Annotated in this window: 14 protein-coding genes and 2 tRNA genes; 4 read left to right on the top strand and 12 right to left on the bottom strand. The window is 49.2% G+C overall.

From position 1 onward, the window contains the following. Positions 1-64 precede the first annotated feature (64 nt). The 3 genes from manA to NST20_RS03505 all read right to left on the bottom strand — a co-directional run bounded on the left by manA (position 65) and on the right by NST20_RS03505 (position 2,365). Entirely contained in the window at positions 65-1,012 is a 948-nt protein-coding gene (gene manA / locus NST20_RS03515) for a mannose-6-phosphate isomerase, class I (protein ID WP_342400085.1), read from the bottom strand. A gap of 97 nt (positions 1,013-1,109) precedes the next feature. Further along, entirely contained in the window at positions 1,110-1,505 is a 396-nt protein-coding gene (locus NST20_RS03510) for a VOC family protein (RefSeq protein ID WP_013858588.1), read from the bottom strand. Then, positions 1,505-2,365, bottom strand: a complete 861-nt coding sequence (locus NST20_RS03505) for a S1-like domain-containing RNA-binding protein (RefSeq protein WP_342400084.1) — start codon at positions 2,363-2,365, stop codon at positions 1,505-1,507. The genes NST20_RS03510 and NST20_RS03505 overlap by 1 nt, the downstream gene beginning before the upstream one ends. A 103-nt stretch (positions 2,366-2,468) precedes the next feature. Here NST20_RS03505 and NST20_RS03500 point away from each other — a divergent pair, with 103 nt between their 5' ends. Next, positions 2,469-2,657: a hypothetical protein gene (locus NST20_RS03500; RefSeq protein WP_019721660.1), complete on the top strand. Its 189-nt coding sequence runs from the start codon at positions 2,469-2,471 to the stop codon at positions 2,655-2,657. 5 nt (positions 2,658-2,662) lie between these two features. After that, positions 2,663-2,794 carry a DUF6254 family protein gene (locus NST20_RS03495; protein ID WP_014095912.1) on the top strand — a complete coding sequence of 44 codons (132 nt, stop codon included), beginning with the start codon at positions 2,663-2,665 and terminating at the stop codon, positions 2,792-2,794. 167 nt (positions 2,795-2,961) lie between these two features. Here NST20_RS03495 and NST20_RS03490 read toward each other — a convergent pair whose 3' ends face one another. From NST20_RS03490 to NST20_RS03455, 8 genes are all read right to left on the bottom strand, one after another. Further along, positions 2,962-3,150, bottom strand: a complete 189-nt coding sequence (locus NST20_RS03490; RefSeq protein ID WP_342400083.1) for a cold-shock protein — start codon at positions 3,148-3,150, stop codon at positions 2,962-2,964. 569 nt (positions 3,151-3,719) lie between these two features. After that, complete coding sequence (locus NST20_RS03485; protein WP_342400082.1) at positions 3,720-4,706, bottom strand: LacI family DNA-binding transcriptional regulator; 987 nt, start codon at positions 4,704-4,706, stop codon at positions 3,720-3,722. Positions 4,707-4,725: 19 nt separating this feature from the next. Further along, positions 4,726-5,766 carry an aldose epimerase family protein gene (locus NST20_RS03480; protein ID WP_342400081.1) on the bottom strand — a complete coding sequence of 347 codons (1,041 nt, stop codon included), beginning with the start codon at positions 5,764-5,766 and terminating at the stop codon, positions 4,726-4,728. 293 nt (positions 5,767-6,059) lie between these two features. Then, a complete protein-coding gene (gene galT / locus NST20_RS03475) occupies positions 6,060-7,544 on the bottom strand; it encodes a UDP-glucose--hexose-1-phosphate uridylyltransferase (protein WP_342400080.1) in 1,485 nt (494 codons plus the stop codon). Positions 7,545-7,549: 5 nt separating this feature from the next. Next, positions 7,550-8,545: a UDP-glucose 4-epimerase GalE gene (galE, locus tag NST20_RS03470; RefSeq protein ID WP_013858580.1), complete on the bottom strand. Its 996-nt coding sequence runs from the start codon at positions 8,543-8,545 to the stop codon at positions 7,550-7,552. After that, positions 8,542-9,723, bottom strand: a complete 1,182-nt coding sequence (locus NST20_RS03465; protein ID WP_342400079.1) for a galactokinase — start codon at positions 9,721-9,723, stop codon at positions 8,542-8,544. Before NST20_RS03465 ends, galE begins: the two co-directional genes overlap by 4 nt. Before the next feature lie 103 nt (positions 9,724-9,826). Continuing rightward, on the bottom strand, positions 9,827-10,186 hold the full coding sequence (locus NST20_RS03460) for a hypothetical protein (RefSeq protein ID WP_029142556.1): 360 nt from the start codon (positions 10,184-10,186) through the stop codon (positions 9,827-9,829). Between the two features lie 237 nt (positions 10,187-10,423). After that, entirely contained in the window at positions 10,424-11,560 is a 1,137-nt protein-coding gene (locus tag NST20_RS03455) for an acyl-CoA dehydrogenase family protein (RefSeq protein ID WP_342400078.1), read from the bottom strand. Positions 11,561-11,700: 140 nt separating this feature from the next. Here NST20_RS03455 and NST20_RS03450 point away from each other — a divergent pair. Then, positions 11,701-11,773: transfer RNA gene (locus tag NST20_RS03450), tRNA-Thr, on the top strand. 18 nt (positions 11,774-11,791) lie between these two features. Next, positions 11,792-11,882, top strand: a tRNA-Ser gene (locus NST20_RS03445). Between the two features lie 49 nt (positions 11,883-11,931). On the opposite strand, the gene NST20_RS03440 is transcribed toward NST20_RS03445, so the two are convergent. After that, positions 11,932-12,717 carry a 5'-nucleotidase, lipoprotein e(P4) family gene (locus NST20_RS03440; protein WP_342400077.1) on the bottom strand — a complete coding sequence of 262 codons (786 nt, stop codon included), beginning with the start codon at positions 12,715-12,717 and terminating at the stop codon, positions 11,932-11,934. Between the last annotated feature and the right edge of the window lie 810 nt (positions 12,718-13,527).

The raw sequence follows: 13,527 nt of genomic DNA, 5'->3' as shown, positions 1-13,527 counted from the left end.
TCATGTATTTTTCATTATATCGGTTTTCTGCCGTTTGCTGCAATATTCTTGATAGACAGACATTTTACGGATGGGATACGATCAGCGTCAGACGGCCTTCCAGTTCAAAATTGCCAAATCCGGACGGAAGCAAAAAATGCATCCCTTTTTCAAGCGGATAAGTTTTTCCGCCGGCTTTCATGGTCCCTTCCCCGTCAAGCACACTGGCCAGTTCGAACGGTTCGTTTTGCGTAAAAAGTGCGGTCCCTTCTACATCCCATTTATATACAGAGAAAAAGGCTTCCTTTGCAAACGTTGTGATGGTAACGCCCGGTTTTTCTTCCGTACGGGGGCGGACTGCGGCATCCCGGTGCGGTATCATCGTAACATCAATCGCTTTTTGCAAATGCAGTTCGCGTTTGTTGCCGGCAGCATCCGTCCGGTCGTAGTCATAAACGCGGTACGTTGTATCACTGCTTTGCTGCGTTTCGAGCACAAGTGTCCCTTCGCAAAGCGCATGAATCGTCCCGCTTGGCACATAGAAAAAGTCCCCCGGGTGAATCGGCACTTTGCGCAGCAGGCTGTCCCATTTTCCTTCTTCAACCAGGCGGACAAATTCTTCTTTCGTTTTGGCATGATGCCCGTAAACGAGCTGTGCGCCTTTTTTGCAGTCAATGATGTACCAGCATTCCGTTTTGCCGAGTTCTCCATTTTCGTGTTCATTGGCGTATGCATCGTCCGGGTGAACCTGGACCGATAAATCTGCATTTGCATCGAGGATTTTTGTCAGGAGCGGGAATCCTTTTCCAGACATTCCGCCGAATACGTCACGCCTTTCTTCCCACAGCTCCATCAGCGTTTTGCCGGCAAATTCGCCGTTTTTTACAGTTGACGGGCCGTTCGGATGGCCGGAAATGGCCCAGCATTCCCCTGTATGGTCAGACGGGATGCTGTAACCGAACCGGTCCCTCAGCGCGGTGCCTCCCCAAATTCTTTCTTTAAAAACCGGTTCAAGAAATAAAGGCTCGGTCATACAAATTTTCCTCCTTGAAAGGCAATCCTTTGCTCAAATATGAACAAAGCATTTTCAGTCCTTTTCATTATAGCATACCGCTCCTGCAGCCGCGCCGTCAGCTTTCATACAATTCGATCGGAAGGCCGTCGGGATCCTGGAAAAAGGTGAATTTTTTCTCTGTAAGCGGGTCAATGCGGATTTCTTCTACTTGAATGCCCATTTCTTCAAGCCGCTTTTTATCCGCTTCTACATCGTCCGTTTCAAATGCAAGATGCCGCAAGCCCGCAGCTTCCGGGAATGTCGGGCGCGCGGGCGGATCCGGAAAGGAAAACAGTTCGATCTGATATACGCTGCCGACCGAAAGATCCAGTTTGTAGGAATCACGTTCTTTCCTGTATACTTCCCGCACCGGCTCCAAACCGAGGCAATCCACATAAAAATGCTTTGATTTTGCATAATCGGAACAAATGATGGCAATATGGTGAATGCGTTTCAACCTTGGAACTGCCATTATTTCCCCTCCTTCCGGTATGTCCAGCCTTCTTGCTGGTAGACGGTGCCGTTTTTCATCAAACGGCCGAGCGCAAGTTTAAACGCCGCTTTGCTGATGCCAAACCGCTCCTGAATCTCTTCCGGCATGCTTTTATCCCAATACGGCATTTTTCCGCCGCGCGAATCCATATAGGCAAGGATATTTTCCGCATCTTTATCCAATGCTTCATAAGCGCGCCCTAAAAGCGAGATATTCAGCGTCCCGTCCTCTTTTACATCAATGACGCGGCCTTCCACTTTCTGCCCGAGGCGCGGTTCGTCGTCGCGCTGCGATTCATGGATAAAACCGATATAGCCGTCATCTGTGATGATGGTCGAACCCGCTTTTGCCAGCCGGAACACATGCCCGGTGACATCTTTGTTCCACATTTCCCTGCCGGCTTTTTTCGCTAAATCCCTGACTATGTTTTCCCCGGCTAATTTTGCGAATAATCGCCCATGTTTGTCAAGATCAAGGGTAATGTATAAATGATCGCCTTTTTCCGGCCAGAGCGAGCGGATCGGGGGCAGGTCATCAACAGAAAGAAGCATATCTTTGTGAATGCCGATCGAAACGAAAACGCCAAGTTTTTCTTTGGTGCCGGCAACTTCCGCCCAGCCGGATGTCCCCAGCCGGATGTCTGGAATCACGTTTGTCGCGGCCAACCTCCCCTGATGGTCCTGATATAGAAAGACGGTTTGCACCGCTTCTGGATCAAAGGGTTCCGTAATATCCCGGTGATGCAGGAGCACGTCTTCTGTCCCGTTAGATAAAAAATAACCGAACGGCGCTTCCCGCACCACCGTAAGTTCGGCAACGGTTCCTGGTGTTAAATCCATTGCAGCAGTTTCCTCCTCCGTAAATCGTTTGCTTCATAATAGGTAATTATAACATTGATCGGCGGAAAACATGATTTTATTTTGAACAAGGAGTGGAAATACTATGCCTGACAAACGTGAGGTGACGCATCGGGACAATGAGGCGGAAACGGTTGTCAATGATGCGCATGGGAGCAACCAGGTTGGCTTGTTCAGTGAACATAAGCCTTATAAACCGTTTGCTGTGACAGCACTGGAAACGGATGAGGATATGAAAAGATTCGCGAAATTTACAGATGGCAAACAGGAGTGATCCAAGTGAGTAAATCAAAGCGCGAAGAAGAACGACAGTGGAAAGTCCGGAAAGAATCGCAAAACCCGCACGGCAAAGTGAAATCTCTGGAAGAAATCGCGGATGAGATATTCGCCGAATGGAAAGAGAAAAAGTGAGATAAAGGGGTGCTTTTATGGCACCCCTTTTGTATGCTGGAGACCGTGCCCAATCAGGTTTTCCGAAATGGCTTAACGATTCCATAGCGGGCGCAGACAATAAAAAACCCGTTGAAAACAGAGGTTTCAACAGACCCGAAAAATGGCAACAAAAAATAACTGTTTTTTTAACTTCCGATAACTGGCAGCACGCGTACTTCTTTTTTCATATCGGATTGGCAGAGCGGGCAGTGCGGCTTTTCTTCAAAAGTAAAGTTTTCACGCATAAAACCGTTGCAATCAACGTTTGTGCAGGCCCATACAGTTGTTTCCACCTCAGGCACCGGCTCCTTCTGGTTATTAAAATATGCCATCATAAAAGACTCCCTTCTTATGTTTAGTATAACACACTTTAACACAAAAAAGGGGACCGGACCTGCTGCGTTAACGTATGCAGGCAAGTGTGTGCAAACCGTCCCGGTGCATTCATGCATACTTCTATTATATGCATGCTTCCCCGGCTTTATGCGCCCGCTTTGCACCAGGCAAGGGCTGCGGCCTGCAACCGGGCTGGGGCCGGTGCCTGCCCTGCTTTGATGCATTGGCAGCACCCGCTTTACATTCTGATCCACTTTCCGCAAGTTCGCGGCTATTTTTTCGCGCCCCTGCTATTTTTGAAGCCGGTACTTGCACTGCTTCAAGATCTGCCCTAAATGCCTGCCCACTTTTCGAAGGGTTCGGCAATTTTGTTTGCAATCTATGCCATTTTGAAACAGGAACCTGCCCTGCTTCGGCGCCTTTGCATGATCTGCCCTAAAATTTGCCCCGCTTTCCGCAAAGTCGCGGCCATTTTCTTTACACGCACATGCTATTCCGAAACCGAGATCCGCACTGCATTGCAACGCCCGGCCAATCATTTTTCCGGCTTCGCCATTTTGCTGCCCGTTCATCCGCTTTTGCGGCAAACGAGTTTTGAGGCAATAAAAATTTTCTTGGCAACTGTTCTGCCTTCCAAACGTTCCAGCAGCGTATCGACTGCTGTCTCGCCCATCAATTCCGTATACACTTTCACAGTAGAAAGCGGCGGGAAAACGTATTTGGACAGCGAGATGTCATTGACGCCGATAAGGCTTACGCGGACGGGCACCGGGATGTTGTTTTCCGCAAGCGCCTTAAGGCAACCGATCGCAATCGCATCATTGGCGGCAAAGAAAGCAGTTGGAAGCGCGTCCCCGTGTTCGCGGACCGCCTCGTTCATCAACCGGTACCCATCTTCAGTCGAAAACGCGCCGATATATACCCATTTTTCATTCCAGCGGCCCGCTGCCTGCATCCAGCGCCTGAACGCCATTTCGCGCGGATCCTCAATCGTGGCGGAGGCATCTTTATAATTTTCCCTGCCGCCGATAAAGCCGATTTGCGTATGGCCTTTTTCCGTAAAATAGGTGAGCACTTTTTCCGTCGCTTTTTCAAAATCGGCCACAACGGCATCAAAACGGTTGTCATCAGGCGAGCAGTCGACAAATACGATATTCGGGGTAACAGAGAGAAGCTTCTCCACTTGCGCAAGGCTGAATTTCCCGACGGCAATGATGCCCTGGATTTGCTCTTTCCCCATCTCTTCCAAATGGGTCAAATCGTATTTCGTCAGCCGGATATTTTTCATGCTGCAGCGTGCTTCAATGCCCATTCTGATTGATAAATAATACAAATCATTCAGTTCTTCTTGTTCCGTATACCAGTACACAAGCGCAATTTTGATTTTTTCCGGTTTCCGGGCTGCCTTTTTCTTGTAAGAAAGTGCTTCTGCTGCTTCAAAGATTCTTTTTTTCGTATCGTCACTTACGGAAAGTGACGGGTCGTTATTCAGCACGCGTGAAACCGTTGAAATGGAAACACCCGCCTTCTCAGCAATATCTTTAATCGTTGCCATTGTTACACCTCAATCTTTTTCAGCCAAAAATCCATTTTGTATGGGCGCGGTATGTTTCACCCGGCTCCAGAATCACAGACGGGTATTCAGGGTGATGGATCGCATCCGGCACACCCTGCGTCTCGAGGCAGACCGCCAAATAATCACAAGGCTTGCGGCCGCGGATTTCATATGTGTCATTTCCCATCGTATTGCAAGTATAAACGACGACGCAAGGCTGGTCGGTTTCCACCGTTAGCATGCGCCCGCTCTCTTCGTCTTTTAAGCGGATCGGTTTTTCCGTTTCTGGCAATAAAAACGCGTGGTCATAGCCGTTTCCGACAAGGACGTTTTGCGGATGATCCGATACCGTGCCGTCTTCGATTTTTCTCCCGTTCCGGAAATCGAACGCGGTACCTCTAACATCAAATGTTTTCCCTGTCGGCAGCGTTTCCCGGCCAAGTTCCAGCACACGGCCACTCGGGATTTGTAGTTCATGGCCGCGCACATCGCGTTTCATGTCGCCGCTTAAATTGAAGTATGCATGATTGGTCATGTTGACGATCGTTTTTTTATCCGTATGTGCCTGATAAGACAGCTTCAGTTCTTGTTCATTTGTTAAAAGATAGATCACGGTGGCATCGAGATTTCCGGGATAGCCTTCTTCGCCGTCCGGGCTTGTATACGTAAATTTCACACCAACTGCGCCGTCTTGTTCAATGGGCGTGCTGTCCCAGATGACGGCGTTAAACCCTTTGAAGCCGCCATGGAGATGGTTGCGGTTTTCATTGGCAGAAAGCTTGTATGTTTTGCCGTCCAGTTCAAAAGAAGATCCGGCGATCCTGCCGGCAACGCGGCCGATGATAGCGCCGAAATACGGAACACCATGGAGGTAGCCGTCAAGGTTGTCATACCCGAGCACGATGTTTTCCGCTTTGCCGTTTTTGTCCGGCACGATGATCTTATTGATGATGCAACCGTATTCAAGCACCGTTACAGATATGCCGCGGTCATTTTTCAATTCATAAGCATGGACCGGACGTCCTTCCAATTCCCCAAACAATGCCTTTTTGATTTCCATTTTGATCATCCCTTTTCCGTTAAAGATTGCGGGCCATAAAAAACGGCCCGGTGTACCCGTTCGAGCTAAAAGTTACGGAATGTGATGTATAGCCTTCGGTTGAGCCCGCGTTAAAGTGTTTCCGGCTCCAGTTCCCCGCGACCGCGCCAATCGCTTCCGGAATCCGCGGCAGGCCTGAAAGCCCCGTAAAAACCGGTCTGCTGTTTGGTGTGCGCGGTACATTCCGGAAGGCGTTTAGCAGCCTGCACCCTTTCGTCGTGAACATGCGCAAAAAAGGTTGGAACGGACCGCCGCTACAACTTACGCAAAAAATTCCGGAATGCCTGTTTTCCTCTTTCGTCCCGTTTAAAGACGCCGGCGTGCTGCAAAACTTGCAAGAAGACTTTGCCCACTTCGTTGCGGACGATGCCTTCCACGTTTTCCGCTGCCACCGTGCCTTCGTATTTTTTCTTTAAACCGTTTGCCCAGTCAAGATGGTAGGCGGCAATGGCATTCGGCTGCCCGAGCAAATATTTCTCCACTTCGGCCAGCTCATTTTTCAGCCGTGCCGGCAGAACCGCAAGCCCCATCACTTCAATCAGCCCGATATTTTCTTTTTTAATATGATGGACCTCGGCGTGCGGGTGGAAAATGCCAAGCGGATGGGTTTCGCTTGTCCGGTTGTTGCGGAGTACAAGATCAAGTTCAAACCTGTCCCCGCGTTTTCTTGCGATCGGCGTAATCGTGTTATGCGGCGTCCCGTTTGTTTCCGCGAGGATATCGGCGGAAGGGTCGCTGTACTGTTTCCAGATTTGCAAAATATGATCCGCAGCCTCGGTAAGACGTGCCGCCTCTGCACTCCGCAGCCGGATGACCGACATCGGCCATTTGATAACGGCGGCTTTCACATCCGGAAATGCCTTCATTTCAAAACGCCAGTCGTCAGCCGCTTTTGCCATCGCAAATTCATAACGCCCGCCCTGATAATGGTCGTGCGACAAAATCGAACCGCCGACAATCGGCAGATCGGCATTTGAGCCCAGGAAATAATGCGGGAACCGCCCGACAAATTCAAGCAATCTTTGAAAAGCCGCTTTGTCGATTTTCATATCGCGGTGTGTTTCTGACAGCACAATGCAATGTTCGTCGTAATACATATATGGTGAATATTGCAAATACCACGGCTCGCCGCCGAGGGTAAGGCGGATAAGCCGGTGGTTCGACCGTGCCGGGTGCCCCGTTCTGCCGGCATATCCTTCATTTTCCATGCAAAGAAGGCATTTCGGGTAATGGCCTTTTTTGGCGTTTTTTTCCCTGGCAATGGACTTTGGGTCTTTTTCCGGTTTTGAAAGATTGATGGTAATGTCAAGATCGCCGTATTCCGTTGATGTCTTGTATACAATGTTTTTCGCAATCTGCTTCGTTTGGATATAATTGCTGTGTTTGCTTAACGCGTAAAAATAATCGGTCGCTTCAGCCGGGCTTTCCGCATATTTTTCCCGGAAAATACGGTTTACCGTTGATGGGCGCGGTGTAAACACATTCATGACGTGGCTTGCAAAAATGTCTTTCTCATCCAGTACATCCTGAATGATGCCTTTTTCGCACGCGTAACGGACAAGCATGCCGAGGAGATCAGGAATATCCTGATCTGCCCCGCCTGCTTCCGGTTCACGGAATTCATCCAGATGCAAAAGCGACAGCACCTGGTTTCTCGCATACACCCGATCTTCTTCCCCGATTAACCGGGTGCGGACAGCCTTGTTTACAAGCTGCTCGACCGTTTCAAAAATTTCCACTGGTTTCACCTTCTGTCGTCGTAACCGTTTGGATGGCTTTCATGCCAGTTCCATGCATCTTTGATAATCTGGCGGATATCCGTTTTTTGCGGATTCCAGCCGAGCACACGTTTAGCCTTTTCGGATGAAGCGATGAGCGTGCTCGGATCCCCGGCGCGGCGGTCGCCGATTTTGACGTTAAAGCCTTTGCCGGTCACTTCCCGGACGGTATCCACAATTTCTTTGACAGAAAATCCGTTGCTTGATCCGAGGTTGAACACATCGCTTGCGCCGCCGTTCTGTAAATATTGAAGCGCAAGAATATGGGCATCAATCAAATCTTCCACATGGATGTAATCGCGGACGCATGTCCCGTCTTTTGTATCATAGTCTTCGCCGAAAATGGTAATCGCCTCGCGTTTTCCAAGCACCGTTTCCAATACAACCGGGATAAGATGCGTTTCCGGATGGTGGTCTTCGCCGATTTCGCCGGTTGATCTTGCGCCGGCTACGTTAAAATAGCGAAGTGCAACGTATTTAATGCCGTACGCTTTTTCACACCATTTCATCATTTTTTCCATCGCCAGTTTTGTCTCGCCGTAAGTGTTGGTCGGAACGGTCGGCATTGTCTCTGTAATCGGCACGCGTTCCGGTTCCCCGTATGTTGCGGCGGTCGAAGAGAACACAATATGCGGCACATGGAATTCTTTCATCATTTCAAGCACAATTTGCGTGCCGTATACGTTGTTGTCGAAATATTTCAGCGGCTGTTCCATCGATTCGCCGACAAGCGAGTTGGCTGCAAAATGAATGATCGCGTCAATTTTTTCCTTTCCGAACACGTCCCGCATAAAGGCACGGTCGCGAATATCGCCTTCGTAAAATTTTGCCTTTGGATGGATTGCGCCGCGGTGGCCGGTCTGCAGGTTGTCAATCACCACCACGTCATATTTTTGGTCGATCAGTTGATATACGGCATGCGAGCCGATATAACCGGCTCCGCCTAATACTAAAATGCTCATGCAAGTTCCTCCATTGTGATTTCTTTTGCCCCGTCGCCGATGCTTGCGGTGTAGAAGTCCGCCCGGTAGCCGATTTCTTTTTCATAGACGTCCCCGACATTTTTGATAAACGCATCGACTTTGTCATTTTCGACAATTGCAATTGCACATCCGCCGAATCCTGCGCCCGTCATTCTCGCCCCGAGCACGCCCTCCTGCTTCCAGGCAGTTTCGGCCAGCGTATCAAGTTCTTTGCCGGTCACCTCGTAATCATCCCGCAGCGAACGGTGGGAGGCATTGATCAGTTCCCCGAAAGCGGGCAGGTCGCCACGTTTTAATGCATCAAGCGCTTTAAGCGTGCGCGCATTTTCATAAACGGCATGCTTTGCCCGTTTCCTCACAATCTCATTGTCTATGATTTCCTTGTTTTTTTCAAATGTTTCTTCTGTCAAATCGCCGAGCGTTTCGATATCGAGTCTCTTTTGCAACTGTTTCAGTGCCGATTCACATTCCGCACGCCGTTCATTATATTTAGAGTCCGCAAGTTCGCGGCGTTTATTCGTGTTCATAATCAAAATTTTATGGTGATCCAGCTTGATCGGGGCATATTCGTATGCAAGCGTGGCACAGTCGAGCAAAATGCCCGCGTCTTTTTTGCCCATCCCGACCGCGAACTGGTCCATGATCCCGCTATTTACGCCGATAAATTGGTTTTCCGTTTTTTGCCCGAGCTTGACAAGATCCAGCCGTTCCACTTTTAGGTTGAACAATTTTTCAAGCATCACGCCGGTCAATAGTTCAATGGAGGCGGAAGAAGACAGGCCGGCCCCATTCGGAATATTGCCGTACACGAGACAGTCGAAACCCCGTTCTATTTCATGCGCGGCTTCCTTCAAATATTTCAGCATGCCTTTCGGGTAATTGGCCCAGTCATGCGCTTTGGTGTACTCAAGGTTGTCGAGCGTAAATTCGATGACGCCCTTTTCTTTAAAATTTAAAGATACAAAGCGGATGTTGCGGTCACCGCGTTTTTTCGCCAAAGCATACGTCCCCATGGTAATCGCGCACGGAAACACATGGCCGCCGTTATAGTCAGTGTGCTCCCCAATCAGATTTATCCGGCCCGGCGCAAAAAACGCGCGCTCCGCCGCCGTCCCGAAATACTCCTTGAAAGCCTGAGGCAAATTTGGGTTGCTCATGTTCGTTCCCCCTAAGTGTAATAGATTGTAAACGGTTTCTTCGTTTTCATCTTACACGAGGAAGTAAAAAAATGCAATGTTTTTTACTAAAATTTTACCTGCATCATTCAACATCTGAATAATAGAGTTTGAATTCGATGTCCTGGTCGTGGTTGCCAAAACCCTTTCCAAAAATGGTCGCGCCACCGACATGTTCCGTATCTTCCAGTACAGCAATCCGGAAAGTGATCAGGCTGTTTCGGAGCGGCAAATCCGAAATTTTGACATCCGACAGGCATTCCCCGTCCATATACGTGCCATACTGGTTGATCCGCAAATGTTTCAAAAGGCCGTACTGGCTGTGGTTGCTCTCCCACCAGCCGGGATTGTATTTGCCGCGGATATCCGAAAAGTTTCCCGGGCACGTCCATGTGCCGAGGTTTTTTGAGCAAGAAACAAACGGCCTGCTGTCATATACCCGCAAGCCGAAAACCGCCCCGGAAAATATCAGGAAAATCCTTGAAAAATGGCAGGATGAAAACGTACGGGCTTATCCGGCAAATCATAGAATGTAAACGAACCATGGAGCGGCAACGGTGCAAATTCAGCACTTGCCGCTTTTTTAGCGGCAGCGGCAAAGCGGGCCAAAAAAAGAGGCGGCGCTTTGCTGCTTTGCGCCCCCCTTTCTTCCCGGCTATTTAGACCATCGGATCTTTTTGTTTTACACCCGCGCGCCGAGCTGCATGAGGACGGCATCATCCATCGGCGGATTGTGTAATCCCGCACGCACATCCCGGTAATAACGCTGGAGCGGGCTTTTTTCAGACAGGCTTCTGGCACCTACGATTCGCATCGCTAAATCAACTGCTTCTATCGCATGATTTGTAACCGCCATTTTCGCCGCCCCCAGTTCCGGGCCCATCTCTTTTCTTTGTTCTGCCCCGGCTTCATCCCACATTTTCGCAACTGAATACAGAAAATGTCGCGCCTGCATCAGTTTCAGCTCGATTTCACCGAATTTCTGGCGGATCGCCGGCAGTTCCGCAATCGGATGGTTCAGGCTGTTCGGCGTATACGATTTCGCAAACCGGGCCGCTTCCCGTTTCGCTGCTTCGGCAATGCCTAAATAACAGGCAGGGATATGGAGCAGATAACCGGCCGGCTCTTTCTTTTTCGTCTGGATCTCCGCCAGGTTCGCAAGCGGGACTTTGACGTTTTCCAGCACAACATCATGGCTGCCGGTTGCCCTTAAAGCAATGCTGTCCCATGTTTCGATGACGGAAAGGCCTGCCGTATCCCGCGGAACGACAAAACTGCCAACCGCTTCTTTTTCCGGAATTGTTGCGGTAATGATAAAAAAGTCGAGCACCGGGGACATGGTGGCAAATGTTTTTCTGCCGTTTAACACCCATTCGCCGTTCTTTTCCGTTGCCGTTGTTTCCGGCATGCCGCCGCGCGTCGGGCTGCCCGTTTGCGCTTCGGTTGCGCAAGTGTTGATGAGGGCGGCCTCCCCTGCTGCCGCACGGCAAATGCGTTCAAACAGCGGTTCGTTCCATGTTCTTGTTTCGGACAAATGCATGAAAATCCCCATATGCCATCCGATGGAAAGGGCAGTCGACCCGTCCGCAACCGCGATGGCCTCTTGCAGGCGGACAAGCTCATACAGCGAAATGCCGCCCCCACCGTAGTTTTGCGGCACAGTCAGCTTTGTATAGCCTGTTTCTTTTAAATCCTGAATATTTTCAAAAGCAAACCGTCCTTTCAAGTCATTGGCAGCCGCCCTTTCGGAAAACGGGCCGGCAAGCGTTTGAATCAGTTCCAGTTTTTCCTCCAGCGTTGAGGTTTGTAAAAAATCCATATCCTTTCCTCCCCGTAAAAACTCTTTCCTTTTATTTTACCGGAAACATGCCGGAAAAACATGACAACACTTTTTTTAAATTTCCTCTTGCAATCCGGATTTTATTATAATATAATTTACATTGTCCTGATTGATTCCATGCTGGTGTAGCACAGTTGGTAGTGCACTTCACTCGTAATGAAGGGGTCGGAGGTTCGAGTCCTCTCACCAGCATCTTTCTTTTTTCCATATGGAGAAGTACCCAAGCGGCTGAAGGGGACGCACTCGAAATGCGTTAGGGCGGGTGACCGTCGCGTGGGTTCAAATCCCACCTTCTCCGCCATACATAGCGCATATTAAAATTCCGGAAAAACTCCGGAATTTTTTTGCGTTTATGAACCACATGGCAGTTCATGTTCCCAATCCCCGTAAACCGGATTCGGGAATACGATAAATTTGCGGCCAAATGCATGGCGGAAACGGTCTGCTTCCAGGCTGCGCGCCTTGTTTCCTTTTGCGTCAAATGCCTTAAAAAAGTCCCCCAGATTATCACCGAACAAGGCAATGATGTCGTGGTCCTTTTCAACAGCCTGCCGGCGCGTTTCTTTGCTGCTTGTTCCTTGTTGCAACAGCACATGGGAACGGACGGCCTGCGGGATCCCTTCTTTTTTCAAGTTGCGAAGGGTGGCATCCATATATTTTTCGTCACGGTTTGAAATGTAATAAATATCGATTCCTTTTTTGTCGGCATATTTTAAAAAGGAAAGCGCCCCCGGGAGCGGTTTTGCTTTTGCTTTTTTCACCCATGCTCCCCAGCCGTTACCAAACGAAATGCCCTTTTCTGCCATATAAGATAAATACGGCCCGTTGTCCAGCACCGTTTCATCGAGATCCAGCACGATGGCCCGCTTCTTTTTTACCTTTGTTTTCAGGCTCTCCTCCATACGCTGTTTTCCGATATTGTATCCTTGATAATAGAGCGCTCTTGCTTCCCCGGATGTCCGGTACCAGGCAACCCCCATTTTGATCTGTTCCGCTTTTTGCTTTGCCGTGCAGCCCGTAACCGGAACCGTCTTCATGACGGCAGCTTCCCGGTTTTGTTTGCCGCCTTCAGCAGAGCACCCCGCATTTCCAAGCACCAGCGCAAAGACAATTAGCAACCCTGCAAAATAGTTCATGCTAGCCCCTTCTTTCTAAAATGCTTTTACGTTTAGTATAGAGGAATCCCGGAAATTGATACATGCTAAAAGACAGTTTGGCGGCGGTTGCGTATTTCGAGCGGTCCATCCTGAAAATTTGCGACGGGATTTTTATTCTTCCGCTGGCGTGTTTTTTTGTGATATGGGCGTTTACGTACATTATTTTCCGGAATTTCATCCGCTTTCTTCATGTAGACGCGTTCTACGTTAAGAAAGATCGGAGTTTTTTCTCGCTTCCTTCACATAGACGTGCTCTATGTTAAGAAAGATCGGAGTTTTCGCCAGCTTCCTTCACTTAGACGCGCTCTATGTTAAGGAACTTCAGAGTTTTTGCTCGCTTCCTTCACATAGACGTGCCCTATGTTAAGAAAGATCGGAGTTTTCGCCAGCTTCCTTCACTTAGGCACGCCCTACGTTAAGGACCAGCGGCTTTTACGCCAGCTTCCTTTACTTAAGCACGCCATACATTCAGGAACATCGCATTTATTCCGCACTTCCTTCACGTAAACGCGTTCTACATTAAGAAAGACCAGCATTTTGCACGCCAGCTTCCTTCACTTAGACACGTTTATCGCCAGGTCTGCAGCCCATTTTTTAGCATCCCTAACTCATCGAACTCACGGAAGCTTGTGCGTTTGAGGAAGAAATTTTTTCCAGTGACACCGTGTCATCTTTTCATTGACATCCTAACATGGTGTCATATATAATCTTCATATTGTTTCTTTTATGACACGGTGTCATTTCCAGGACGCCCGTGCCGCCATTTTTCAAGATAGGAGAATATGCCGC

The organism is Weizmannia sp. FSL W8-0676, from assembly GCF_038593015.1.
Taxonomy (GTDB): Bacteria; Bacillota; Bacilli; order Bacillales; family Bacillaceae_C; genus Weizmannia; species Weizmannia coagulans.
This window is presented reverse-complemented; position numbering and strand designations above follow the sequence as displayed.

Coding starts and splice junctions, on each gene's coding strand:
- manA (WP_342400085.1), bottom strand. CDS start 1,012: ATGACCGAGCCTTTATTTCTTGAACCGGTTTTTAAAGAAAGAATTTGG.
- NST20_RS03440 (WP_342400077.1), bottom strand. CDS start 12,717: ATGAACTATTTTGCAGGGTTGCTAATTGTCTTTGCGCTGGTGCTTGGA.
- NST20_RS03505 (WP_342400084.1), bottom strand. CDS start 2,365: ATGGATTTAACACCAGGAACCGTTGCCGAACTTACGGTGGTGCGGGAA.
- NST20_RS03510 (WP_013858588.1), bottom strand. CDS start 1,505: ATGGCAGTTCCAAGGTTGAAACGCATTCACCATATTGCCATCATTTGT.
- NST20_RS03455 (WP_342400078.1), bottom strand. CDS start 11,560: ATGGATTTTTTACAAACCTCAACGCTGGAGGAAAAACTGGAACTGATT.
- NST20_RS03465 (WP_342400079.1), bottom strand. CDS start 9,723: ATGAGCAACCCAAATTTGCCTCAGGCTTTCAAGGAGTATTTCGGGACG.
- NST20_RS03490 (WP_342400083.1), bottom strand. CDS start 3,150: ATGATGGCATATTTTAATAACCAGAAGGAGCCGGTGCCTGAGGTGGAA.
- galE (WP_013858580.1), bottom strand. CDS start 8,545: ATGAGCATTTTAGTATTAGGCGGAGCCGGTTATATCGGCTCGCATGCC.
- NST20_RS03485 (WP_342400082.1), bottom strand. CDS start 4,706: ATGGCAACGATTAAAGATATTGCTGAGAAGGCGGGTGTTTCCATTTCA.
- NST20_RS03480 (WP_342400081.1), bottom strand. CDS start 5,766: ATGGAAATCAAAAAGGCATTGTTTGGGGAATTGGAAGGACGTCCGGTC.
- NST20_RS03500 (WP_019721660.1), top strand. CDS start 2,469: ATGCCTGACAAACGTGAGGTGACGCATCGGGACAATGAGGCGGAAACG.